Below are 23,188 nucleotides of genomic sequence, written 5' to 3'. Positions count from 1 at the left end.
GACGTTTATAGGTCATCATATCCCTTTTCTTTTCACTGCCGCCCGCGGCGGATTCCCCAGGCAAACAATCCCGGCACCAGCACGACAAACAAAAGCCGCCGCCCACTGGATGCCCGACGATGTCAAAACGCTGGTATCCGCCTGGCTGTTCATAATTCCCGGCAGGGAGATAATATTGAGCACCAACTGGTTGAACAAGAGATTGTTGCAGGTATGGTGGCAGCATGCAACGCCTTTTTCGATCACGTTGAGCGCATATTCCGCGGCCAGCCGGTTGACGGTTTGCTCAGGAGAATTCATGGCTTCTCTTATTCGGTTTCGTTGCCGGTAATGCCGGCCACCAGGGCGCCCAACGCCTTGGCCATCGCCTCGGGCAAGGGGACGGCGGATATGTCCATGAGCGCGATGTCGCTCCTGCCGCTCAACCGCGCGGTGACGGAGGCGCAGGTGGCGTCCAGTAAGGATGCATAAGTTGAAGTCACATCCTCGATTTCTTCCGCAACTCTTCCGGCGGCCACCACCATCGTGTCTATAGCATTCAAGATAATGTTTTTGGGCGGCGTTATCGGTCGTCGCAGTATTACAATACGACTTCCTCCCTCTGGCCTTGCCAAAAACATTATCTTAAACACTGATATGGTTCGGAAACCGTCTCTTCAGCACCATCGGTATTCTCTCCAAACGCAGGAGAAACACATAACATCAACCCCGCGACAACCCATCGGACGCCCCTTTGCAGCTTCATGAAACAACCTCCCATAGATAAATGTAAGCCGGTTCGTCCGAGGAAAACAAAAATCCCCGGACCGATCAACGATTCGATCCGGGGATGTCCCTTTTTTATCCTCAAGATCCTGGCGTGCGTACTTCCACCCCGGAAGTATACGCCTTAATATCTCAGGCAGGTCTTCTGACTTCCCCTCCCCGACCGCGGCCTTCCCATCCCATTGGAACAGTGGCGCATGAAAGCGTTCGGGTTCCGGCGTATTTCCTGCCGGCAAGGGGTTACAGCAGTGGGCCTGTCCCCGATTTTCACGGGGTTCCCTATTAAGCTTCGCAGAGCACCTGAAATTTACTTCTCATATTGCACTTGTTTTCATCCGTCAAGCATAAAGACAATAGCACCTTATTCCTCAATTTCTGTCGAAAAAACAGGAAATTGAGAAAAGGCACATGATTGCGGGTTTCCCGCGTTAGAACTTATAGGCTACGCCGATACCGACATATCGGCCGTCCTGGGGATAGAAACCCGAACCCGTGGTAAGACGTGAATGGGCCTTGCCAGTCGCATTCACCATCCGATTCCATTCCTTGTCAAAGAGATTGGTACCACTCAGATAGCATTGAAATCCTTTATAATCCCAGGTGATCTTGGCATCCAGAAAATCAGCGGCAGACATTTCAAGATTGTTGTTATAGTCTTCATACTGCTTGCCAAAGCCTCGAAGATCCAAGGCGATGGTCAAAGATCCATACTTGGTATCTTTAAAAGGATAAAAATCCAGGCCGGCGGTATATTCGTACTCAGGCACATAATTCACGGTTTTACCGGAAAGATCGCTCACCGATGTGCTGGAGGCATCCGGCGTTGCATAGGCCTTGGCCGTGCCTTCGTCCCATTCGGCATCGATTGTGGTAAAACTGAGCCTGTAACCAATCCATTGTCTTGGACGCCCATCGATCTCAACTTCAACACCTTTGTGGATACTGGTGCCGGCATTGCGACGGCCCTGAAAAGAGGTGCCTTCATAGTAAGATACGATTTTATCGTCTACAACGGTGTAGTACAGGATCAGGCTGTAGTTGAAAGCCTTGGACATCTGGTGCTTCCAGCCGGCCTCAATGGTATCGTAGGTTTCCGGGTCCAAGTCCTCTGGCCGGGTATACGCATTGTCGTAAGACATATTAGAACTGTAATATCCCATGGGCAGATAGTATTTGGAATGGTTCCAAGTGATAAAAAGGTTGGCATTGTCAAGAATGTTCACCGAGGGGGAGATACTCCAGTCAATATCGCTGTCATAGTCCACACTGATGGATTGGGGCACCCGGTTGGTCAGGTCGTAGGAAACGTAATTGTAACGCAGGCCTGACTGAAGCTTGAAAATATTCCAGCTCAATTCATGGTTAAAGTTGGCTCCGAACATCTTTTTCTCAGCGTCTATATCCGCAGCCGCCTCTGAATCATCATTGTTTCCTTCTGTATCATAGGGATAAACTCGGTCCTGCTCAAAATCGCTGTACCGGTAATCCAGACCAAAGGTCAACGTATTTGACACGCTTTGCCCGCTGAACACCTTTCCCACGCTGGCCTTGAAATCATAAAGGTTTTCAACCCGATCGTCTTCGTAGTTGTCGTCAAGTTTTGTTGAATCGTTCAGATATTTGTTGTAGCTAAGATCCTGATGATCCCGGCTGAAACCAACAGAGGAGTTGATCAGCAGATCGTTCTTGTCATAGTCAAGCGTCAAAATGGTGTTGAAAAGATCCTCATCAGATTCATTGGGCAGCATTTCATAGCCGCTGCCGTCCTCCTTGGTATTGGCGGAGACCACGGTGGGGTCCCTTTCCACCTGCCATTCGGCAAGCCCGATGGGGTATTTGTTGAACGACTCGTTATACCCGGTGATCCAGTCAATCCGGCCGCCGTCAAACTGCCATCCCACCCGGCCATCAATATTTTTGATGTCCCGGTCATCGTTTCGGTAACCGTCAGATTTTTCGGCAAAGGCTGACAGGTCATAATCAAATTGCTCCTGTTTTACCGAAATAGCGGCATCTCCCTTTCTGGTATTCCATGATCCGTATTCAGCCGAAACATGGCCGCTAAGCGATTTTCCAGATTGGGTTCCTTTTCTGGTGGTGATCAGGATCACCCCCCTGCCTGCATTGGGCCCGTATTTTGCCGTGGACGGAGATTTGATCACCTCTATCTTTTCAATGCTATCCAGAGGAATACTGTCTATCTTGCTGTAGCCGTATACCCCCACATTGATGGGACGCCCGTCCACATAGATCTGGGGCCCTCCTGACATTCCTGATCTGGTTCCGCGGATACTGAAATAGGTCTGGGAGCTTGATTTCTGGTTAACGACCCCGGGAATGGATGAAATCAATTCGGCGGTGTTGCCCAACCCTGAATTCTCGATATCCTTTCTGTTGATCACATGGATCGACGCATTGGTATCAAGCAGTTTTGTTTTCTGCCCGGAACCGGTTACGATGAGGGTTTCAAGAACCGTGGTTTCCTCCTCAGGCGCCCCAGAACCCGCCCATACATTTGACCAGAGTATACAGCTTGCCATCACCACACTTAAAAATAACTTGACGTTTGTTCCGGTTTTCATCTTTCTCCTCAAAAAAAGATTGCAAGCCTCCTGTCTCCTGTGAATCACAGGCAGCAGAGAACTTTGAGTTTGTGTGTGGACACTCCAAACGATGATTGTCAGAGGCAGGCATTAAAAAACCGGACCCCTTAAAAATACATGGCGATCCGGGATTTCCCTTTTTTATCCGGAAGGATCTGCACCCTTCCCTCTGTCCACGAGGAAGGATGCGTTATTTCCAGGCAGGTATTCTGACTCTCGGTTCATCCTACTTGCCGCTCCTTCCCGGATTCTCTCCAGTGGTATCCTTGCAGCGTTCGTCACCGATTACAGCGGCGGGCCCGTTCCGGAATTTCACCGGATTCCCGTATTATGCCGGTTTGGCACCTGAAAATAGCTTACTTAATTGAAGTTATTTTTACATAATAAAATTTTATGACAATGTCAATTTTGATTAGGTTGCCGGAAATCAAAGGCATAAAGGCCAACCGCCATGACCAAACCGGCCATGTTTTTACGAGTCCATCTTCGCAGGCAGCGGATCAAACCGGGATCATGAAAATGGATAACCTCTCCCAAACAGTCCAAATCGTTTTGTACGCGCCAATATAAATGCATCGTTCATTCCTCCCTTCGCCTCCTTAGAATTCAATGCCTTTTTGCGCTTTTATGCCAGCTTGCAACGGATGCTTGACCGGCTGCATCTCGGTCACCAGGTCGGCGATCTCGATGAGTTCCGGCGGTGCCGCCCGGCCGGTCACGACCACGTGCAACCCCTCAGGCCGGTTCGTCAATGTTTCCAGAACCGACGGCAAATCAATCATGCCATACATCAGCAGATAGGTAAACTCGTCAAGCACCACCATTTGATACTGGCCGCCGGTCATGGCCGCCTGGGCGAATTTCCAGGCATCACGGGCCGCAGCCCGGTCTTTTTCCAGATCGTCCGACTTCCAGGTGAACCCCTTGCCCATGACATGGAAATCGATGGTATCCGCGAATTTCTTCACGGCCTCCAACTCGCCGTATTTCCAACTCCCCTTGATGAACTGGATAAAACAGACCTTGAGTCCATGCCCGGCGGCCCGCATGGATAGTCCCAAGGCTGCCGTGGTTTTTCCCTTGCCATCGCCTGTATTGACGATGAGTAGTCCTTTTTTCATATTATTCCTTCTTTATTTTCGTTTAGCTTAATCACTTAACACTTATTAAGTATTTCCTGGGTCGGGCCTGATTTTAATTTCGCCCATTGTTAGCCATTAAATAAAATAGAAATATGTATTTATAAAAAAATCAAAATGTTGACTACGGACCATCAAAATTTGTAGGTCCTCTGGGCGAAGTTAGAATCAAGCCCAACACCCAACAATAGGTTCCACCTGCTCAGCGGCATATCGGACCAAAGCTGCCGATGTACTTGGTTCCATGCCGTTCAACTTATTGTAGATTGAGGTAACTGAAACGGCAATATCCTCTTTTGAAGCCTGGAAGGCTGCGTGAATTGATCGCTGGCTTCCCTGAACGACCTGGCTCATCAGGTAAAAAAGCGTCGAAAACAAAAGGTCCCTTGTGTATTGTTCTTTAGCGGTGTTCTCGAACCATTCGTCAAATTGCTTAGGATTCAGTACCTTCTTCATCAAACCACGAGCCATGACAGAAATCGGAGAATTCTTGATGAACGCCGTAAAAACAGGACTCAACATGATGTCACCTCCCCAAATAATACAGTTTTTCTTTTTTACTGTATATTTTGGAGATGGGTTTGTTCAGCATTTATTTAATAAGTTCATCCAGTTATGAATGGTCTTTTAGTGCTACCTTGAAAGGGCTGATCTGATGGAACCAATGGCTAAAAGTTGAACCTTAGGCCTGCTCCTATAGTACGGTCCGTTGCAGGATATCCCTTTGTATCCTGATATTCTTCATTAAATAGGTTTTTAACGTATATTTTAAAGATACACTTTTTAATGTTTCGCCATTGATTAAACAGGACCTGTTCTACTGCAAAATCCACCACATGGTAGGAATCCAATGCAATTTGATGGAATTCATATTCTCCCGCATCGACCTCTTCGGCAACTTCTATCACCTGATCATCCTGGTATTTATAATCGAAAATCAAAGTTGTGGCATCCAGCAACTTCCAGCTTAACCCAGCATTGACACGGTTTTTGGCTCGATCATCCAGCATGGTCTCTCCTGCAGGTTCACCCCCTTTATTTTCAAATTCCTGCCAAGCCCAGCCTATCCTAAAATCGATACGGTCGGTAAGGCTGCCGGCAAACTGAAGTTCAATGCCCTGGCGGATTACTTCCTCAAGATTGATCAAATATTCATACTTGTCATCCGTAAATTTACTGTTGCTGGCAATATAGTCCTTAATCTGAGCGTAAGAATAATTCAACTGCATCTGGATATCTCCTGCAAGGCGCCGGGAAAAAACAAGATCATAACCGATGCCGTGCTCAGGATCGAGCCAGCCGATATTGGGTATTCCAGACGCCTGTGTTTCCCACAGCGGGCCAGGGTCCCGCCAGATACGGCTGATACCAACTGAAACGGAAGTGTCACGGAGGCTCTCCGCCAGGTTATCGAGCTTATACGTAAGAAAGGATTTGGGAACCAATTGGTTATATTCCCTTTCAACCCACAATCCCTCCCCGTCAATATAATACTTGCCTGTCTTTGGAACATAATTACTTGAGCAATGGGTATTGTCCTCATAACGCAAACCTGCTGTGAGTGACAGCTGCGGAAGGATCTCCCATTTATCCTGAACAAAGGCAAACAGACTTTCATGTCTTTTTTTATAGGAATCCCAGGAACTCAATCTGAAAGATGTTGCGGCATTGTAAGAATCTTCTTTGTTGTAAAGCTGTTCGATTCCCGCGCCAATTGTGGCGGTGTGCCCGGAAATCGGCTGGAATTCATTGCTGACCTGGCTCCCTAAAAGTCTCCAATAGACCTGATGCCACGCATCTCTGAGACCTTCGGAATGATCTTTACTGTTGACCCAGACTATACTGGGGTTTTCGTAATCACCATCTTCAAAATACGCATCAGCCATCCATGTCCCCAACGAAGTCGGCAGATTGAAATCCAATCGAAAACGGGTTGATGTTGTTTCTTTTTTCGGCGATTGCCAGGAATAATAACTCGCGGTGTCCGTGGAGACTTCTGGATACCCCCCGTCATAATTGCTTTCCTGGTCATTGGGGTCGTTGATTACCGCGGTTTCGCGCTCAACATCTGCGTGTGATACGGTAAGGGCGATATATCCGCTGTTTAGCAAAAGGTAGCCCAGCCGGCTGATAAAGTTATCAATATCAGTCTTATTGTTGCGCAGATATCCATCAGTATGATATTTTTGATATCCTACATCGTAGGTAAAATTATGAACACCGCCGCTGAAGCTCAGGTTGTGTTGCTGCGTATTATACCTCCCGTAAGTTGTCGATAGGGTTGCATCCGGTTTTAGGGTTTCATATTGCTTTGGCGCCCGGACTTTAAAATTCACCACACCGCCGACAGCCTGACCTGGATAAAACGCGGAATGAGGACCGGGCAAAACGTCAATGGAATCGATCAAAAACGGTGGAAGAAGAGCATAATCAGTCATTCCAACTCCGTATCCTCCCATATTGCGAATGGCTGAGCCGTTGAGAGCAGTTACAAAGCGTCGGCTGGAAAAGCCTCGCATGTACAATGTATCTTCCCCTGGAACCAGATCGCTTTGACCCTGGTAATCCATGATCACAAAATCCTTTAAATAATCTCCCACGTTTTGCGAAGTGGTCGGACTATAGTAATTCTCCAAATCAATGGTTACTTTTCGTGGTTCTATCTTAACAGACGATGAGTCTTTTTTACCTATAACAGTAATCTCTTCTATTTGCTCTATCGATTCTTCACCATCATTCGCGTCTGCCGGTTCTGTGGCTAATGCAGAATTTAAAACAAGGAATGCTAATACAGCCACACTAAAAAACATCTGCCGGGCAAAATAAACAATCTGTCTTCTCATTCACTGTCTCCTATAACATTAAGATATCGGCCTTGTTCATTTCTCAGTTTTTCTAGATCGGCACTACCTTTAGTCATGAAAAAACAAAAGCCTTGAATCGTTAAAAAACGACCCAAGGCTATCCCCTCTTTATATCCTCAGATTCAAACAGATGCCGACATTGCCGTGCACAGCATCTCTATAGTTGTTCAGGTAGGTCTTCTGACTCTTGGATCACTCTACTAGCTGCGCCTTCCCATCCATAACATCGACAGTGGCATATTGCAGTCTTCGTCCCCAATCACAGCGGCGGGCCCGTTCCGGATTTTAACCGGATTTCCTTTTATGCAAAGTACTGCACCTGATCATTGCTACTTACTAATTAATAAAATCTCAAAAGTCAATCACCTAAAAAGAGATGTTCATAGCAATCCATACCAACCGGGCCTTGGCGTATTCTTGCAATCCAGGTTGGCCGACGGAAAGATCGGCCACCAAAGGGCAACATCAAAGAGATTGGCCACCCCGTTCATGGGGTCCAGGTCGGCACTGCGCCGGAGACGGTCCAGCCGGGAAGCGGTGATAAATCTCATGGATTGATTCCTTTTGCCATGGCTTCGGTGATCAGGTTGATCTGCCGCAGATCATCCATGACCCATTGTTCCCGGGTGGTTGAAAAATAATGGGCGGTGATGCCCAAAGCCAAGCCCACCACCGTGGTTGTAAAAGCCAGGATCAGATTGGAGGAGAGCTGGGCCATGTTGCCCTGGGTCAGGCCCGCAAGCCCGGTGCCCATGGGGATCAGTGTTCCCATCAGGCCCAGACTTGGCCCCACCCGGACGATGAGCCGCATCCGGTCCACCTCCTTGAACATGACCAGCTGGGTTTCCTGGTTGAAGGATTCCAGCTTTTCCATCAAAAACAGATCACCGGTTTGGGAAAGTGCCGACACCTTGTCTGCATAGTCTATCACACAAAAAGGCAATTTCCCGGTCAGTTCTTTGGGCAAATGTTTTTCTTTGTGGATAAAGCTCATGGCCTGTTCCACATTGCCGGTCAGCCGCCGGCGTTTCACCCACTCAGCAAAAAAACCGCCCGTATAAATGAGCAGCCACAGGCAAAGTAAAATCAGTGCCAGCACCACCGGATAGAGCAGTGCCGTTGAAATGGTATATAAAACAGTTTGAAAGGCGGGAAACAGGTTCAAGAATGTTCTCCTTTAGCCTTTGCGGTCTGCTTCCAGCATGCGTGCGGCCAGGGATTCCCGGGCCCAGGGATTGTTTTTGTCAAAGAATTCCTTGAGCTGCATGCCGTATTTGTCCTGGATATAGACCTCATAGATCTGCTGCCACTCGGTGCCGTCCACGGCAAAGGGGGTCACCACCTTCCAGCCCCAGAGATGTTCGGTAAACCGGTTCATCTCCCGGGCACCGGCATAGTTCTCCTTTTTCATGCCCTCGATCCACTTGGGATTGAGATATCGGGACCGAAGCTCCTTGCCGATGGCGGTCTCAATGTCCTCCACAAAGGCATTGTCCGGATCTGCCTGATTGGAAAGCACCACGTCCGGATAGCTGCCCTTGACCCGTTTTACCGCCAAAGCCAGGCCGCCGAGTTCGGAAAAGACCCCGTCCGTATCCAGGCTTTTAAAAATATTGGAGGAGCGGCTGTGCATGGTGATGTCCACCCCTTCCAGATTCTTCTTGTATGCGGATTTCAAGGGTTTCCCCCAGATGCCTTGGCCATAGCCAAAGGAGACGAAATTAATAAAGACATCGGCGATTTCATCATCATTTTCCCAGGTGCCCGAGGCCGGCACCAGGTCTTCAATGGTGTTGCCGTAAGAGCCGGGCTCGTTGGAAAAAACCCGTAGTTTTTTTAGCCGTTCCGCATCTTCTTCGGAATAGCCCTTTTCTACCAGATAACTTCCAGCAGGTAATGCTCCACTTTTTCCACGGCCTCCTCATCAAAGGTGGCGAGTTTGAGATCTTTCAGCAGCCCCAGTTTTTCCACCATCTCCTGGATGCGCACCCGTTTTTAGCAGCCAGCTGCGGATTATTTTCCATGGTCTGGCTGTACTGGGAGATCAGATCGGAGAGTTCCGAATACTCGGCATACGACCCCGCCTTTTTCATGGGCGGGATCAGATAGTCAATGATCACAGCCCTCCCCCGGCGTTTGGCCTGGACCCCTTCGCCAATGTCATCCATGACGTAGGGGTAGAGGTTCTGAATACATTGAGGTAGGTGCCCCCGACATTTTGTTTGCCGGGGGTGTGGTTCCAGAACATGATCACTACTTTTTTATCTTTATTGGCCTTGGTCTTCAGGTTGAGCCAGGCCTGGACCCGGGTGATGAAAAAATCTAAATTTTCGTCAATGGCATCATAGGTGTAGAGGTTTTTTCCGGTCAGCGCATCCTTTTGGACCACCTTGCCTCCGATGGCAGAGGGCTCAATCAGCCCATACATCTCCGGATTGGCCATGGCATAACTCACCTCCATGGGACCTAAGCCCTGGGGATCATCCCGCCATTCGGGTACCGTCAGAAAGTGGACCCGTAACGGGTTAAGTACCGGGACATTGAGCCGGGAAAAGAGTTCTTTTGCAAATTGTGCATCATGGGGCGAGAATTTAAACGCCATGGAGGCCACCAGATCCACCCGGGGGCGCGTGGTTGCGGGATCAAAGAAATAGGTATTCACCGACTTGGAAGCGGGGTAGGAGTAGATCGGCAGCACATTCATTCCGTCGGATTCCAGTTTGGTGACAAGTTTTTCCACCACTGCCCCGGTCTCTCCGGGGTAGACGTAGGTGTTCATCTCGGGAATACCGATCCAGTATCCCTTAGGATGATATAGGCCGGAGGTCTTATACCACTTGAGGTACTCGTCAAAATCGGAAAAAACTTTTTCACTTTGGGGATGGAAGATCCCCTGGCCGGGTACGACCTGGGGCGGGGCGTATGCAATGGATACACCCAGTTCCCGGTGCATGAGAAAGTAGAGCAGGTTGCTTAAATTTTTTCGGGTCAACGGATGGTTGTATGCTTTGACCTTTGGATCGGAAATAATTTTATCCGGATCGTTGGGAACCGTGGAGAGCCCGAAGATTTTGGTGCTGGAAAAATCAGCCTCCTTGATGGCAAACTCCCGCAGGGTTCTGAACATATCATCCACAAGAAGTATTTTTGAATTTTTGATAACTGCCAGATCAATGGCGCCTGCGGCCAGATCCTCTTCCGTGTAATACCGGACCTCCACGGCGTTGGTTTCAGGATTCTGCCGGACCTGTTCCAGGGCACGGCTTATTTTCCAGGAATAGGTGGAACCTCCCAGAAAGGTAATGATTTCCTTGTTCTGACCGGCAGACGCGTCTGTCCATCCGATGAACACGGATGTTATGACCAACAGACAAACCAGGACAAACGCCCTAAAATAATATTTTTTCATTGAAGATTTTCCATAGGTGATTCAATCTACCGTAGGGGGCACGGCGCGCCGTGCCCCCTACCCCAGCATTCAAATCAAAGTGATGAAACGCGCGCACCTCTTCTCCCGCTCTCCCTCATCTCAATCAGTCCCGCGCCTTGTTAACCGTCCCCAACGCCAGCAAAAAAAACAAAAGGCCCGCAACCGCCAGCACGACATAAGACTGCCAATCGGGACTTTGTCCAAAGGCCGTACTGCGAATGGCATGCGAAGCGTGGGTCAGCGGCAAAACCGACAACACCGTCTGTGCCCATGCGGGGAGACGATCAAGAGGAAAAAAGGTCCCGCCCAGGAAGGCCATGGGCGTGATCACAAAACTGGTCAAGAGACTTTGGTCCGCGTGGGATTTGACCAGCATGGCCAGGGCCACGGCCAGGGAGGCGAAAACAAAACTGTTGAGCAGCACGGCAACCCAGAGCAGTGGCCCGTAATTCAGCCGGACACCAAAAAAAAGACTCAATATGAGGATAACACCGATGGCCAAGAGCGCCCGGGTCATGCCGGCCAGCACCTCTCCGGCCACATAGGCGACGTTACGAATCGGCGCGGCCTGGAACTCTTCGAAAATATACCAGTAAAAGCGGGCCACATTGATGTCCGTGGCGATGCCGAAGCTCTGGGTCATGCTGCTCATGGCAATCAGGCCGGGGATGAGGAATTCCAGGTAAGAGCGACCATCGACCCGCACCGCCCCTCCCATGGCATAGCCAAAGGCGATCAGATAAAGCAAAGGCGATACGGCCATACCGGCGATCTGGCGTTTGAAACGGCGTTTGAGAATCAGTACTTCGCGTAAATAAACGGCGATGAATCCTTGCATGGTAATGCCTTGTGTTATGGGTAACAATATAAATCGATAGAATACCTTTACTTAATAAAATTCCCGATCCTTAATGTGCGCCATGGCCGGCCTCGGCTTTATTCGCATGCCCACCGTGCCCGCCGCCACCATGGGAGTTATGTCCATGCCCGTGGCCACCATGGACCGCCTTTGTCTCGTCAGTGCTGGTTCCCACCTTCTTTCCGGTCAGGGACAAAAACGCATCCTCCAGGTTGACCCGCCGCAGGGTGAAGCCGCTGTTGCCGGCGGCCGCCGATGCCTGGGCCGCCTCCCGGCTGGGGAAGTAGGCGGATTGCATACCCTCCTCGGTTACCCAATCAATCGCCCAGTGGCCCACACTGTCCATCAATGCCGTGGGCGTATCCACGGCCACGATCCGGCCGTCATCCAGAAAGGCCACCCGGTCGGCCAGAAACTCGGCTTCCTCGATGTAGTGGGTGGTGAGGAAAATGGTCGTGCCCTGTTTTTGAATCTTCTTGATCAGCGACCAGATGCGCCGCCGGATGCTGGCGTCCAGCCCCACGGTGGGCTCGTCCAGGAATAAAATGCGCGGATCGTGCAGCAGCGCCCGGGCGATCATGACCCGGCGCTTCAACCCGCCGGATAGCTGTTTGATCAGGCTGTCGATCCGATCGTGAATTTCAATATACGTCAACAGTTCCTCAATCCGCTGTTTGCGCTGCACTCCGGACATGCCGAACAAACGGCCGTGGATGTCCAGGTTCTCCTTCACGGTCAGCTCGCTGTCCAGGTTGACATGTTGAGGCACCAGGCCGCACTGGCGTTTGGCCGCCATGGATTCCTCCCTGATGTCATGCCCGTTGAGTGCTGCCGTTCCCGCGGTCAGCCGGGTCAGGCCGGTAAGAATCCGGATCGTGGTGGTTTTGCCCGCCCCGTTGGGCCCCAGATAGGCGAACAGCTCACCTTCGGGCACATGCAGATCGATGCCGGATAGGGCTTGGTGATTGCCGTATGATTTTTTTAAGTCTTTTAGTTGTATCATTTCATCTCAATCTTATGAGTCGACTACGCCTCTCGAAATCGAAATCGGGATCGCTATCGAAATATAAGCAATGTAATGGATTTCGATACCGATTTCGATACCGACTAAAAAATGGAAATCTAATTCAAATCGACAGAGTTCCTCAACTTAGCACTTAAAACGTAACCACTTAACCCTTTTTTTTATCCCGCCCTTCGCGCTTTCAACTTCTCGACATTATCAGCGATCTCCATCAGCGGCTGACGGCGTACCCGATGGGGCAGGGCCAGTTCGGCGGCGGCCTGGATATCGCGCGCTGCCACCTCGCTACGGCCCTCAAAGGCGGCCAGGGTCTTGGCGGTCTTGAGAATGATGATATCTCCCCGGTGGCCGTCCACGCCCACGTCCAGGCAGTATCGGGCGATCTCGTAAAGCCGATCCCGGGCAACCGTGACCTGCGGGTAAAGGCGTTTGGCATCCAGAATACGTGCGGTCAGAGCTTCGGACTCGGCGGCCCATTGGGCGATGAAATCCTCCGGGTGGTCGTCGAAGGCGGCCCGCCGCTCCATGACCGCCACGCGGTCATCGGCAGTGGTGATGCCCTCGATGTTGACGCACAGCCCGAAACGATCGAGCAATTGCGGGCGGAGTTCGCCCTCCTCCGGGTTCATGGTACCCACCAGGGTAAAGCGTGCCGGGTGGGCAAAAGAAACCCCTTCGCGCTCGATGCTGTTGACCCCCATGGCGGCCGAGTCAAGGAGCACGTCGACCACATGATCGTCCAGCAGGTTGACCTCGTCCACGTAAAGGATGCCCCGATGGGCCGCGGCCAGAAGCCCCGGCTCGATCCGTTTTTCTCCCTTCTTGAGGGCGTGCTCCAGGTCCATGGTGCCCACCACGCGGTCCTCGGTGGCGCCCACGGGCAGTTCGACCACCTTTACCTTGCGCTTTTGGACGGCCGGCAGGCTGTCGCCGGCAATTCCCAGCAACTTTGCGATTTCAAGATAGGCGGCCTCTTCTTCACCGGGGGTCAGTTGAAAGGGATCGTCGGTGTACACCTCGATTTCGGGCAGGATATCGGCCAAGGCCCTTACCGCCGTGGACTTGGCGGTGCCTTTCTCGCCGCGGATCAACACGCCGGAAAGTCCCGGGTTGATGACATTGAGAACCAGGGCCAGTTTCATCTTCTCCTGACCGACGATGGCGGTGAAGGGATAGATCGATGCGTTTTTCACTGTTGTTGTCCTTTCACGATATTGACCAGGCTCTGGGCCTTGAGGTCGTCGATTTTGAAATAACGGGCCTGCAGGGCCGTGGCCAGGCGCAGGGCCAGGCCGAAGGTGACCAGCCCGGCTTCCTCGGTATCCACCACGATATGCTGAACCCGCTCGTCCCGCCCCATGGCCGTGGCCAGGCGCAGGGCCTCGTCCACCGGTTTTTCCTCGCCAAAGGCCACATTGCTCTTCCCGTCAGTAATCAGAATCACGATGGGACGGGAGGAAGGGTCCTTGAGCAGCACGTTGCGCACCTGCTCGAAGGTTTTGGCCAGGCCGGCCGACAGGGGAGTACGGCCGCCCACGGGCATTTCGGCGAGCAGTTTGCCGGCCAGGTCCACGGAGGTGGTGGGCGGCAGGTTGACAGTGGCCTCATTTCTCCGGAAGGAGATCATGCCCACCCGATCCCGTTTCTGGTAGGCATCCAGCAACAGCGACATGACGGCGCCCTTGGAAGCGGCCATGCGCCCCCGGGCACCCATGGAACCGCTGGCATCCACGGCGAACAGGAGAAAGTTGCCGATGCGCTTTTCGCGGATTTTCTCGCGGATATCCGCATCGGCCAGTTTCACGCAAAGGCCATTGCCGTTGCCGCGTGCTTTCTGATACGGCGCGGCGGCCCGCAAGGTGGCATCCAGGGCGATATCGCCATATTGCCGATTCAGGCAACTTTTGACGTAGCGCCCCTGTTTCTGGGACACCCGGGTACGCGACCGGCGCCCGGAACCCCGCCGGAACAGGCGGTCCTTGGGTGCCGACAGCGGTTTGACCTTGAAGGTGGCGCCGATCTCGAAGATACGATCCTCGCCAGGGGCCGGTTGCGGCGGGCTCTGATCGGGCGATGGATTTTCGCCCTCGCCTTGATCGGCCGGGTCGGGCGCAGCCGATTGGGGTGGCTCGCTTTGCTGCTGCTCCTGTTCCCGAGCCGGCTCCTCGTTCTCGGGCGCTGGATCCTCCTGGGACGGATCTTCGTCCTCGTGAGAATCCTCCGGCGGTGGTGGCGGCGGGGGCGGTGGAGGGGGCTGGGCATCCCGGCGACGGTGCACCAGCACCATGGGGGCCACCTGCCGAATGTGGTCCACGGTCACCTCGGGTGCCGATTCAAGGGCCGCCACGGCCAGGGCCGCCTGTTCCATCACCAGATCGGCGCGGTGGCCGGCAACAAAATTCTCGGTGCCCAATTCGCTGATAAAGCTACGCAGATGACGGCGCATGCGCACGCCGGACAGGTTCTTGCGGCCGGTTTCGATACGGCGGGCGATGGCCCGGTTTTGTTCGGCCATGCTGCTCATGAAAGCGGCCGGATCGCTGTCGAACGCCTCCCTTCGCAGCATGAGCGTCACGCGATCGTCGGGCGAATCGGCGCCGGTGGTCTCCACGCACAGGCCGAACCGGTCGAGCAATTGGGGACGCAGTTCGCCCTCCTCGGGATTCATGGTGCCCACCAAAATAAACCGCGCCGGGTGGCAAAACGAAATTCCCTCCCGTTCGATGATGTTCTCGCCCGAGGCCGCCGCGTCCAGGACAATATCGACGATGTGATCGTCCAGCAGGTTGACCTCGTCCACATAGAGGATCCCCCGATGGGCCGAGGCCAAAAGCCCCGGCTGCAAGGCCCGGCGGCCCTTTTGGATGGCCAGCGAGAAATCGATTCCGCCGACCACCCGGTCCTCTGTGGCGTTGAGCGGCAAATTGACCACCCGCACCCGTCTTTTGGCCGCCTTCACCCGGTCACCCAGTTGGCGGCAATGATCGCAGCAGGCTGCGGGATGGTCTGGACGGCATGCATAGGCACACCCCTCGACCACGTCTATCTCGGGCAAGATGGCCGCCAGGGCCCGCACCGCCGTGGACTTGGCCGTGCCTTTTTCTCCCCGGATCAACACACCGCCGATGGCCGGATTGACGGCGTTCAGGAGCAGGCTCTGCTTGAGATCGTCCTGACCGATGATGGCGGCGAAGGGGAAGACGAATGGACGGGGTGACGCGGAGACAGGGGGACAGGGGGATTGCGTTTTGAATACGCAGGAGTCTTTTCGCCGAGAACCGGTGTTTGTATTGTTTATTTTGGACAACATTAGTTGATGGTCCATTTCTCTGGCTGATTGAGCATATTGACAATTTTTCCCTGGATATTCTCAGATTCTCCAATTCACCCCCACCACCCAACAAAGCGGCGGTGCCAGCAAGCCGTCGGCATAGTAATAGGTTTTATCGAAAAGGTTTTCGATGTCGGTGAACAGGCTGAAACGCTGGAAGGCGTACTCGGCCCTGAGACCGGTAAGCGTGTATTCAGGCGCGGTTTTGGTATTGGATGTATTACGATAAACCTTGGAGACATATTTATTGGTGAGCACGATGGAAACCGGCTGGATGGGCTGCCAGTAAAAGTCCAAATTGACGGTGTGTCTGGCCTTGGATGTCAGCCAGTGATCGGTTTCCTCATCCACGGCTTCCATATAGGTGTAAGTGGTTTTTACCTTGATCGTGTCGTGGGGGGTCCAGGTGGCTGCAAAATCGCCACCGGTGTAAGTGACCAGACCGAAATTCTGGTATTGGCCGATGCCGTCGTCACCGGTGACATAGGTAATCCGGTCGGTCAGCCGGTTATGGAAAATGGAAACGCTGCCGGACAAGGTTCGGTAAAGCTGGCCAAATAGGGAGAGGCTGTAGTTGTCAGATGTCTCCATGGTCAAACTCGGGTTGGGACGGGTCGAACTGGTCTCGTTGTACCGTTGATAGAAAGAAGGCGTGTTGCTGGACCGGCTGTAGGCAACGGTGGCCCGCCATTTTTTCCACTTGTAGGACAACTTGATCTCCGGATTGAGCGCATCGTCAAAGGCGGAATTGATGTTGGCCCGGAGCCCCGCCGTCAGGGAAAGGCGTCCATCCATCCGGTGCAGCGTTTCTACGGCAAACAGAGAGTAGGTTTCCTCCTGCTGATCGTCGAAATTGCTGCCGCTGGCCCGGTCCATCTGGAAGGCACCGCCGGCGTTCAGTTCTCCCCAATCCCCGGTGCTGAATGTTGCCGACAGATCCTCACCCCACTTGGAAACCCGCAAGGTCTTGTCGATGCTCCGGCTGGGGTCGGTATTGTGATTGCGGCCCTCATTGTAATAGGTGGTGCTGGCCACCGGACGCCAGGTTGCCCGAAAGGAAAGGCTGGTGTTTTCGGTTTCTTTTCGTGAAAAGGGGGTGGGATAATCGGGCTGTCCGCTGGATCCTCGCTCGTCCTCGATATAGTCGGCAGAGAAAGAGAAGTTTTTGCCATCGTCTATCGTGTAGATCGCGCTGGCCCCGGCCTTCCAGCGCTCCTTGTCGTTGTTGACCTTGTATCCGTCGGTGGCCTCGAACCCGCCGGTCACCCCTGCCGTCCAGGATCCTGTGGTCATTTGCAGGTTGGCGTGTCCGTACCCGGTGCCGTGGTTGCCGGCATAGGTTTTTACGTTCCCGGTCAGGTCCCGGGTCCTTTTGGTGGTAATGAGAATCACTCCGCCGGAGGCATCCTGGCCGTAACGCGAGCTTCCCTTGCCGCGCAGGATTTCGATCCGTTCCACCTGGTCCGGCAGAATGAGGTCCCATTTGATGGCACCATAGCTGGAGGTGGGATCGTTGATGGGACGGCCGTCCACAAAAACCTTGACCTTGTAAACGCCGTGAATCCCCACCGATGAATCACCGGCGGTCACACCGGGCACATGGTTGAGCACATCGGCCATTTTATGGGCCTGCATGGCGCCGATCTCCTCGGCGGTAATCACGATGGTATCACCGTTTTCGGTGATCGGTGATCGGCGGTCGGTGATGGATGACTGGGCCTCATCATCAGATGGGGTTTGTTCATCGGCAAAAATATCTATCGGTTGTATCAACATAACAACAAGGCAGATCAACAAGGATCGAATCATTACGAGGTCAACTCTCTTCCGGCATACAATTAATTATCACCCAGCTATCGGTTACCAATTTTTTCTTCTCTTCGCGGTCATGGACCGCTCCTACAACCACCCTGCATCACCGTGTCTCCCCCTCACCGATCACCAACGACCTGATCACTGGTCACTGGTTCCTGGTCACTCCACTCCTCTATGTCCCCCTCCATCTCCAGATAGGCATTGCGAAGATCCTCGGTCATCTCGTCACCGGCATCCCACATGCCGCGGTGGATGGCCTCCAGCAGCTTGTCGAGGATATTCTGCAGGGCAAAAGGGTTGACGGCCTTCATCCATTCCTGCATTTCGTGGTCCAGGGCATAGGCGTTGGCGATTTTCTCGTACATCCAGCCATCGATGATCTCGGCGGTGGCATCCCAGCCCAGCACCACGTCCATCATATGGGAAATATCGCCGGCCCCCTTGTATCCGTGCCGTTTCATGCCCGCCAGCCATTTGGGGTTGACCAGCCGGGATCGCAAAACGTGCTTGGCCTCCTCGAAGGTGGTGCGCATTTTGACCCGCTTGGGATCGGAGGAATCGCCCATCATGGAAAAGGGCAGGCTGCCGCGCACGGTCTTGGCCGCCACGATCATGCCGCCGTAGTAATTGTAGTAATCGGTGCACGACATCATATCGTATTCGCGGGAATCCTCGTTCTTCACGGTCACGTCCATACGTGCCAGGTGCCGGCGGTAGACGTCGGGTTTCTGCTGGCCATAGCTGCCTTGCCCATAAGCGTGGGAGGAGTAGCGGATGTAGTTGTTGCCCAGGTCTTCCTGGGTCTCCCAGTTCTTGGATTCTACCAGCTCGGCCACACCGGCACCGTAAGTGCCCGGCGGGCAGCCGAAAACGCGGAAGGTGGCTTCGCGATAGGCGTCCTCTTCACTCATGCCCATCCGGCGGTACTCCTCAAGATCTTTATAGACGTTGCGACGCACAAAATTGGACTCCGGCGGCTCCTTGAGGGCCGCGACCATGCGCACGGCCTCGTCGATACGCGCCACCAGGTTGGGGAACGAATCCCTGAAAAGCCCGGAGATACGCGGTGTCACATCCAGCCGGGGGCGTTTCAGCTCGCTTGCCGGAATTACTTCCAGGCCGGTCACATTGCCGCTGCCCCTGGCCCATACCGGACGCACGCCCATCAGGTAGTAGACTTCGGCAATGTCGTCGCCACGGGTCCGCATGGTGCTCGTCCCGTAAATCAGGATGCCGATGTTGTCCGGATACCGGCCGGACGCCTGCATATAGCGCTCGATGAGTGCGTCGCCCAGACGCATGCCCACCTCCCAGGCGGCCGGGGTGGGTATCTTGTTGGGATCCACACTGTAAAAATTGCGCCCCGTGGGCAGAATGTCGGCCTGGCCGCGGGTGGGCGCCCCCGAGGGACCGGGCGGCACGAACCCGCCGGTAAACGCCGCGACGCTGTAGTCGATCTCTTCCGCGCAGCGCCGGACGTTGGGCACCAGGATGTCGGCGACATAAGTGAGAACGGCCTCGGCTTCCGCCGACGGCCGCTCCAGCAGCGCCTCGATCAGCGCCGGGATCGCTTCGGTCCGGTAGTCCATGGCGGCCAGGCCATGGGCCAGGGCCAGGGCCTTTTCGTGAGCCTGACGGACGATCTCGGCCCCGCTCAGGCCACCAAAACGCGCCGGGCGCTGGCCGCGGTGGTCGAGCACATCGTCATAATCGAATCCCATGGCGCGCACCATGGCTTCACGCAGGGAGGGTACGCTGCCGTTGGCCAACCGGGTGAGCTGAACCACAAACTCCTCCAGCCGGGCGTCTTCGGGCGGGGTGCCCATGGTGTGCAGCCCGTCATTGATCATGGTGTCGGAAAGCTCTTCGATGTAGGCGTGCAGCCGTTCCAGGAACCCGTCGAAATCGCCCAGGGCGGTCTCCCGGTCAATCTCCAGGTCCTTGTCCAGGCTGGCCGCCTCGACCGCCTCCCAGATCATGGGGCGCAGGATCTCCACCTTGGCCGGATCTTCGCTGACGGCCACGGCATAGTCGGCCACCAGACCCTGCACCGTGCCCAGGTCGTCGTACAGATCGGCATTGGTGGTTGCCGGGGTCAGGTGATCGATGATGCAGGCATAACTTCTCCGCTTGGCCTGGGTGCCCTCGCCGGGGTCGTTGATGATATACGGGTAAACATTGGGCAGTTCCATGATCGCCAGATCCGGGTAGCAGGTCTCGGACAGGCCCAGGGATTTTCCCGGCAGCCATTCCAGGCTGCCATGCTTGCCCACGTGCATGACGACATCGGCCTTGAACACATCCCGGATCCAGCGGTACTGGGCCAGGTAGTGATGGGGCGGCGAAAGGACCATATCGTGGTAAATCTTGTCGATGTTCTCCAGGTAGCCGCGGGGCGGCTGGATGGTCATGAAGACATTGCCGTTGAGGATACCGGCAAAATGCATCTGGTGGTCGTGGACGAACAGGTCTCCGGGAATCGATCCCCAGTCGGCGGTCATCTTCTCGCGGATAACGTCGGGCAGGGCGGCATGCCAGAGGGCGAACCACTCCGCCCCGGCATGGGCCTCGGCCCGGGCGGCAAGCTGGTCCGGTGCCAGCCAGCGCCGGTCGCAGGTCATGCGGCTGAGGATGTCATGGGCCAGCTCGTCGCCGTCCGCATAGGTGTTCTCAATCCGGTAACCCTCCTCGCGCATGTGGTCCAAAAGCTTTTTGACGCTGGCAAAACTATCCAGTCCGGCGGCGCAGCCGATGCGGTCGTTGCGCGGCGGATAGTGATGGAAGACGATGGCCACCTTGCGCTCGGCATTGGTTTTGGCCTTGAGCCGCCCCCAGTTAAGGGCCAGCCGCACCATCTTGTCCACCCGCTCTTCGATGGGCATGGACTTGGATAGTAATGCGCCGGTGACGGGATCGACGGTATCCTGCTCGCGGGTGGCCACGGGCACGGTAATCAGTGCCCCGTCGAACTCGGGTTGGGCCACTGCATAGGAGACATCCATGGCGTGCATGCCCTGGAGGCTCTCCTTCCACTGAGCATAGGGGTTGAGAGAAACCATGGCCTGGATGAAAGGTACGTTCAGACGCGGCAAAAGCGTCTTATACTCCGGTGCCGCCACGGTAAGGGAGAACAGCAACGGGTTGATCAGCACCTGGATGCGGGGCCGCTCGCCATCCATGAAATAATGCGCGACAATATGATCGGCCCCGTTGTTGCCGCGATCGGCATCCTTGTAACGCTGATGGAAAACCGGAATCACATTGGCACCCCGGGATTCCACTGCACGAATGATGGCGTCGATGTGGGCCAGGTTGTTGTTCAACCAGTAGGTCTGGTAGAACCACAATCCCACGGTGGGCCTGGCCGGATCGATCTTTTGCGCCAGATAATCGTCAAGATCGGGAATCCCGGGCATGTCCGGATGGTAGAGGCCTTCGTTGGGCAGGATCTCGGCCGGCCGGCAGGGCTCTTCCGCGGAGAACAGGTGATTGTACAAAAAAACCAGAAGTTGATGATAGTTAATGTGGCCGCCCTGTTTCAGGTAGCCATGAATGGTGTCCCACACCGGAGTGCCGAACCCCGGAGAGTGCTCCCGGGCCGCCACCACCGAGTCTTCGTCCCCGCCGGTGGGCTGGATGTGCAGGTAGGGCCGGTTCTCTTCATCCAGGCCGGCCAGCGCAGCCATCAGGCAATCGAAGGCCGGGAAGGAGGGCTTGCCCCCATGCAGGCTGACGATGATCGCGTCGGCCCCCACGGCCTGATCCACAAAGGCCTGCTGGCGGGCCTGGTCGAACAGCTGGGTCTGGGTACGGGCGTGAACGCGGATATCACCACCGGCATCCAGATATTGACGCACGCCCTCGCTCAAGGAGGGCATTTCCATGGCCGTGGCGGAATAGTAACACAGGGTGTAGGGTCGCATCATGCCTCCTTCTTATACCGCCGCCAATATCTCAGGTTGCGGGTTCCGCCCTCCGGCCATTCCGGGAAAACATTGATCGAGTGCCTCCAGCAGTTGGGCCACATCGTCGCAGCGAACCATCCGGTCGGCCGCCGGTGACGGCAACCGGCCATCAGCCCCGTTCTGGCGCAGGCTCAACACGGGTTTGCCTTTCTCCAGGGCGGTGTGCAGCAGGTTGACATTGCCCTGATTCATGGCGCCCACCTGAAAACCGCAGTCGATGACCACATCGCAACCGTCAAGCCGGGCATCGGCTTCGGCCAGGGCCGGCTCGCCGATGACCTGCATGGCCTCCTGGCTGATGCAGGCGGCCCCCAGGGAACGCGCAACATAGTAGTCCAGGTCATTGGTGTGCAGCACGCCGGTGGCAATGGAGAACCCCCGCTTGGAGAGCATGCGGTAAATCAGCGCCCCGCTGCCCATGCCGGCCAATACGAACACCCGGCCGCGCTGGCCGTTGCCGCGCAGTTCGATACTGCCCAGGTGATGATCGAAGTCCGCACCGTCGAAATCGTACAGTCCGGCCACCGCGTCGCTTTTCAGTACCGTTTCGGGAATTCCCCAATCGACCACGGCGCCCGATTTGATCAGGGCCACGCGGTCGGAAACCTTGGCGGCCACATCCACGTCGTGCAGGGAGGCAACCACGGTGATGCCATCGCTGTGGCACAGGTTGCGCAGAATGCCCATCACCTCCACCCGGTGTTTCAGGTCCAGGTGCAGCGTGGGCTCATCCAGCAGGAGCAGTCGCGGCTGTTGGGCCAGGGCCCTGGCCACCAGGGCCTTCTGACGCTCGCCGTCGCTCAGGTCGTTGAAGGCACGCGCGGCCAGGTCATCGGCATGCACGGCGGCAAGGGCGTGGCGCACCGCCTGGTGATCGGCGGCACCCAGGCGGCCGAGAAAATCGGTGTGCGGATAGCGGCCCAGGGCCACGAACTCGTATACCGAAAAAAGCGGCGGCGAAACCTTGTCGGTCAATACCACGGCCATGACCGCGGCCAGTTCCATGGCGCGCATCCCGGAAAGCGGCCGCCCCTCGATCTCGATCTGGCCGGCAAGCGGATCCAGATGCCGCGACAGGGTACGCAAAAGGGTGGTCTTGCCGGCACCGTTGGGTCCCAAAAGAGAGATGAACTGTCCGGCCGCAAAATCCAGATTCAACCCGCTGAGAACGGCCTTCTCCTTGTAGCCGACGGTCAGGTTGCGGCAGGATAGGATAGGATTTGCGGTTTTGTCACGCATGTATTCACCTCATATTACCAATGGTTGTTGCAACAAAGGATGCGAAAGAAGGGGAGACAGGGTGATGGGGAGAAGCGGAGATAAAAACCGTTTCCCATTCTCCCAGTCTCCGTTTCACCGTTTCTCCCCCTCTCCCTCTCTCCCTGTCTCAGAT

General features: G+C 54.7%; 18 protein-coding genes and 3 riboswitches. All 18 genes read right to left on the bottom strand.

The window, feature by feature from the left end; all coding sequences use genetic code 11:
• Nucleotides 1–15: 15 nt before the first annotated feature.
• Entirely contained in the window at nucleotides 16–300 is a 285-nt protein-coding gene (locus GN112_RS28115) for a hypothetical protein (protein ID WP_155313203.1), read from the bottom strand.
• Between the two features lie 8 nt (nucleotides 301–308).
• Nucleotides 309–542 (bottom strand): hypothetical protein, encoded by a 234-nt coding sequence (locus GN112_RS28110; RefSeq protein WP_155313202.1) that lies wholly within the window; start codon nucleotides 540–542, stop codon nucleotides 309–311.
• Between the two features lie 341 nt (nucleotides 543–883).
• Nucleotides 884–1,084, bottom strand: a riboswitch (cobalamin riboswitch).
• Between the two features lie 109 nt (nucleotides 1,085–1,193).
• Nucleotides 1,194–3,347 (bottom strand): TonB-dependent receptor, encoded by a 2,154-nt coding sequence (locus GN112_RS28105; RefSeq protein ID WP_155313201.1) that lies wholly within the window; start codon nucleotides 3,345–3,347, stop codon nucleotides 1,194–1,196.
• A gap of 203 nt (nucleotides 3,348–3,550) precedes the next feature.
• Nucleotides 3,551–3,732: riboswitch (cobalamin riboswitch) on the bottom strand.
• Between the two features lie 235 nt (nucleotides 3,733–3,967).
• Nucleotides 3,968–4,489, bottom strand: a complete 522-nt coding sequence (cobO, locus tag GN112_RS28100) for a cob(I)yrinic acid a,c-diamide adenosyltransferase (RefSeq protein ID WP_155313200.1) — start codon at nucleotides 4,487–4,489, stop codon at nucleotides 3,968–3,970.
• Between the two features lie 186 nt (nucleotides 4,490–4,675).
• The gene (locus GN112_RS28095; RefSeq protein WP_155313199.1) at nucleotides 4,676–5,029 is read right to left on the bottom strand and encodes a hypothetical protein; all 354 of its coding nucleotides are present in this window, start codon (nucleotides 5,027–5,029) and stop codon (nucleotides 4,676–4,678) included.
• A gap of 146 nt (nucleotides 5,030–5,175) precedes the next feature.
• A complete protein-coding gene (locus GN112_RS28090; RefSeq protein WP_155313198.1) occupies nucleotides 5,176–7,350 on the bottom strand; it encodes a TonB-dependent receptor in 2,175 nt (724 codons plus the stop codon).
• A gap of 174 nt (nucleotides 7,351–7,524) precedes the next feature.
• A riboswitch (cobalamin riboswitch) is annotated at nucleotides 7,525–7,709 on the bottom strand.
• Nucleotides 7,710–7,751: 42 nt separating this feature from the next.
• Nucleotides 7,752–7,922: a hypothetical protein gene (locus tag GN112_RS28085; RefSeq protein WP_155313197.1), complete on the bottom strand. Its 171-nt coding sequence runs from the start codon at nucleotides 7,920–7,922 to the stop codon at nucleotides 7,752–7,754.
• Nucleotides 7,919–8,536 (bottom strand): MotA/TolQ/ExbB proton channel family protein, encoded by a 618-nt coding sequence (locus tag GN112_RS28080; protein WP_155313196.1) that lies wholly within the window; start codon nucleotides 8,534–8,536, stop codon nucleotides 7,919–7,921. The genes GN112_RS28085 and GN112_RS28080 overlap by 4 nt, the downstream gene beginning before the upstream one ends.
• Nucleotides 8,537–8,548: 12 nt before the next feature.
• Nucleotides 8,549–9,250 (bottom strand): cobaltochelatase subunit CobN, encoded by a 702-nt coding sequence (locus GN112_RS28075; RefSeq protein WP_155313195.1) that lies wholly within the window; start codon nucleotides 9,248–9,250, stop codon nucleotides 8,549–8,551.
• 70 nt (nucleotides 9,251–9,320) lie between these two features.
• The gene (locus tag GN112_RS28070; protein WP_155313194.1) at nucleotides 9,321–9,539 is read right to left on the bottom strand and encodes a cobaltochelatase subunit CobN; all 219 of its coding nucleotides are present in this window, start codon (nucleotides 9,537–9,539) and stop codon (nucleotides 9,321–9,323) included.
• Nucleotides 9,488–10,780, bottom strand: coding sequence for a cobaltochelatase subunit CobN (locus GN112_RS28065; protein WP_155313193.1), 1,293 nt, complete (start codon nucleotides 10,778–10,780; stop codon nucleotides 9,488–9,490). Before GN112_RS28065 ends, GN112_RS28070 begins: the two co-directional genes overlap by 52 nt.
• A 124-nt stretch (nucleotides 10,781–10,904) precedes the next feature.
• Entirely contained in the window at nucleotides 10,905–11,639 is a 735-nt protein-coding gene (locus GN112_RS28060) for an ABC transporter permease (RefSeq protein ID WP_155313192.1), read from the bottom strand.
• A gap of 70 nt (nucleotides 11,640–11,709) precedes the next feature.
• Nucleotides 11,710–12,663, bottom strand: a complete 954-nt coding sequence (locus GN112_RS28055) for an ABC transporter ATP-binding protein (protein WP_155313191.1) — start codon at nucleotides 12,661–12,663, stop codon at nucleotides 11,710–11,712.
• A 182-nt stretch (nucleotides 12,664–12,845) separates the two neighbouring features.
• Nucleotides 12,846–13,877 (bottom strand): magnesium chelatase ATPase subunit I, encoded by a 1,032-nt coding sequence (locus tag GN112_RS28050; RefSeq protein ID WP_155313190.1) that lies wholly within the window; start codon nucleotides 13,875–13,877, stop codon nucleotides 12,846–12,848.
• Nucleotides 13,874–15,994 (bottom strand): putative cobaltochelatase, encoded by a 2,121-nt coding sequence (locus GN112_RS28045; RefSeq protein WP_155313189.1) that lies wholly within the window; start codon nucleotides 15,992–15,994, stop codon nucleotides 13,874–13,876. Before GN112_RS28045 ends, GN112_RS28050 begins: the two co-directional genes overlap by 4 nt.
• A gap of 60 nt (nucleotides 15,995–16,054) precedes the next feature.
• The gene (locus GN112_RS28040; RefSeq protein WP_155313188.1) at nucleotides 16,055–17,824 is read right to left on the bottom strand and encodes a TonB-dependent receptor plug domain-containing protein; all 1,770 of its coding nucleotides are present in this window, start codon (nucleotides 17,822–17,824) and stop codon (nucleotides 16,055–16,057) included.
• 122 nt (nucleotides 17,825–17,946) lie between these two features.
• On the bottom strand, nucleotides 17,947–21,756 hold the full coding sequence (cobN, locus tag GN112_RS28035) for a cobaltochelatase subunit CobN (protein ID WP_231717159.1): 3,810 nt from the start codon (nucleotides 21,754–21,756) through the stop codon (nucleotides 17,947–17,949).
• Between the two features lie 9 nt (nucleotides 21,757–21,765).
• Nucleotides 21,766–23,034: an ABC transporter ATP-binding protein gene (locus GN112_RS28030; RefSeq protein ID WP_155313187.1), complete on the bottom strand. Its 1,269-nt coding sequence runs from the start codon at nucleotides 23,032–23,034 to the stop codon at nucleotides 21,766–21,768.
• Nucleotides 23,035–23,188: the final 154 nt, after the last annotated feature.

The organism is Desulfosarcina ovata subsp. ovata, assembly GCF_009689005.1.
GTDB classification, from domain to species: Bacteria; Desulfobacterota; Desulfobacteria; order Desulfobacterales; family Desulfosarcinaceae; genus Desulfosarcina; species Desulfosarcina ovata.
Note: the sequence above shows the minus strand (reverse complement) of the source record. Positions and strands in the feature narration are given on the sequence as shown.

Coding starts and splice junctions, on each gene's coding strand:
- GN112_RS28115 (WP_155313203.1), bottom strand. CDS start 300: ATGAATTCTCCTGAGCAAACCGTCAACCGGCTGGCCGCGGAATATGCG.
- GN112_RS28105 (WP_155313201.1), bottom strand. CDS start 3,347: ATGAAAACCGGAACAAACGTCAAGTTATTTTTAAGTGTGGTGATGGCA.
- cobO (WP_155313200.1), bottom strand. CDS start 4,489: ATGAAAAAAGGACTACTCATCGTCAATACAGGCGATGGCAAGGGAAAA.
- GN112_RS28095 (WP_155313199.1), bottom strand. CDS start 5,029: ATGTTGAGTCCTGTTTTTACGGCGTTCATCAAGAATTCTCCGATTTCT.
- GN112_RS28090 (WP_155313198.1), bottom strand. CDS start 7,350: ATGAGAAGACAGATTGTTTATTTTGCCCGGCAGATGTTTTTTAGTGTG.
- GN112_RS28085 (WP_155313197.1), bottom strand. CDS start 7,922: ATGAGATTTATCACCGCTTCCCGGCTGGACCGTCTCCGGCGCAGTGCC.
- GN112_RS28070 (WP_155313194.1), bottom strand. CDS start 9,539: ATGGATGACATTGGCGAAGGGGTCCAGGCCAAACGCCGGGGGAGGGCT.
- GN112_RS28065 (WP_155313193.1), bottom strand. CDS start 10,780: ATGAAAAAATATTATTTTAGGGCGTTTGTCCTGGTTTGTCTGTTGGTC.
- GN112_RS28060 (WP_155313192.1), bottom strand. CDS start 11,639: ATGCAAGGATTCATCGCCGTTTATTTACGCGAAGTACTGATTCTCAAA.
- GN112_RS28055 (WP_155313191.1), bottom strand. CDS start 12,663: ATGATACAACTAAAAGACTTAAAAAAATCATACGGCAATCACCAAGCC.
- GN112_RS28045 (WP_155313189.1), bottom strand. CDS start 15,994: ATGTTGTCCAAAATAAACAATACAAACACCGGTTCTCGGCGAAAAGAC.
- GN112_RS28040 (WP_155313188.1), bottom strand. CDS start 17,824: ATGATTCGATCCTTGTTGATCTGCCTTGTTGTTATGTTGATACAACCG.
- cobN (WP_231717159.1), bottom strand. CDS start 21,756: ATGATGCGACCCTACACCCTGTGTTACTATTCCGCCACGGCCATGGAA.
- GN112_RS28030 (WP_155313187.1), bottom strand. CDS start 23,034: ATGCGTGACAAAACCGCAAATCCTATCCTATCCTGCCGCAACCTGACC.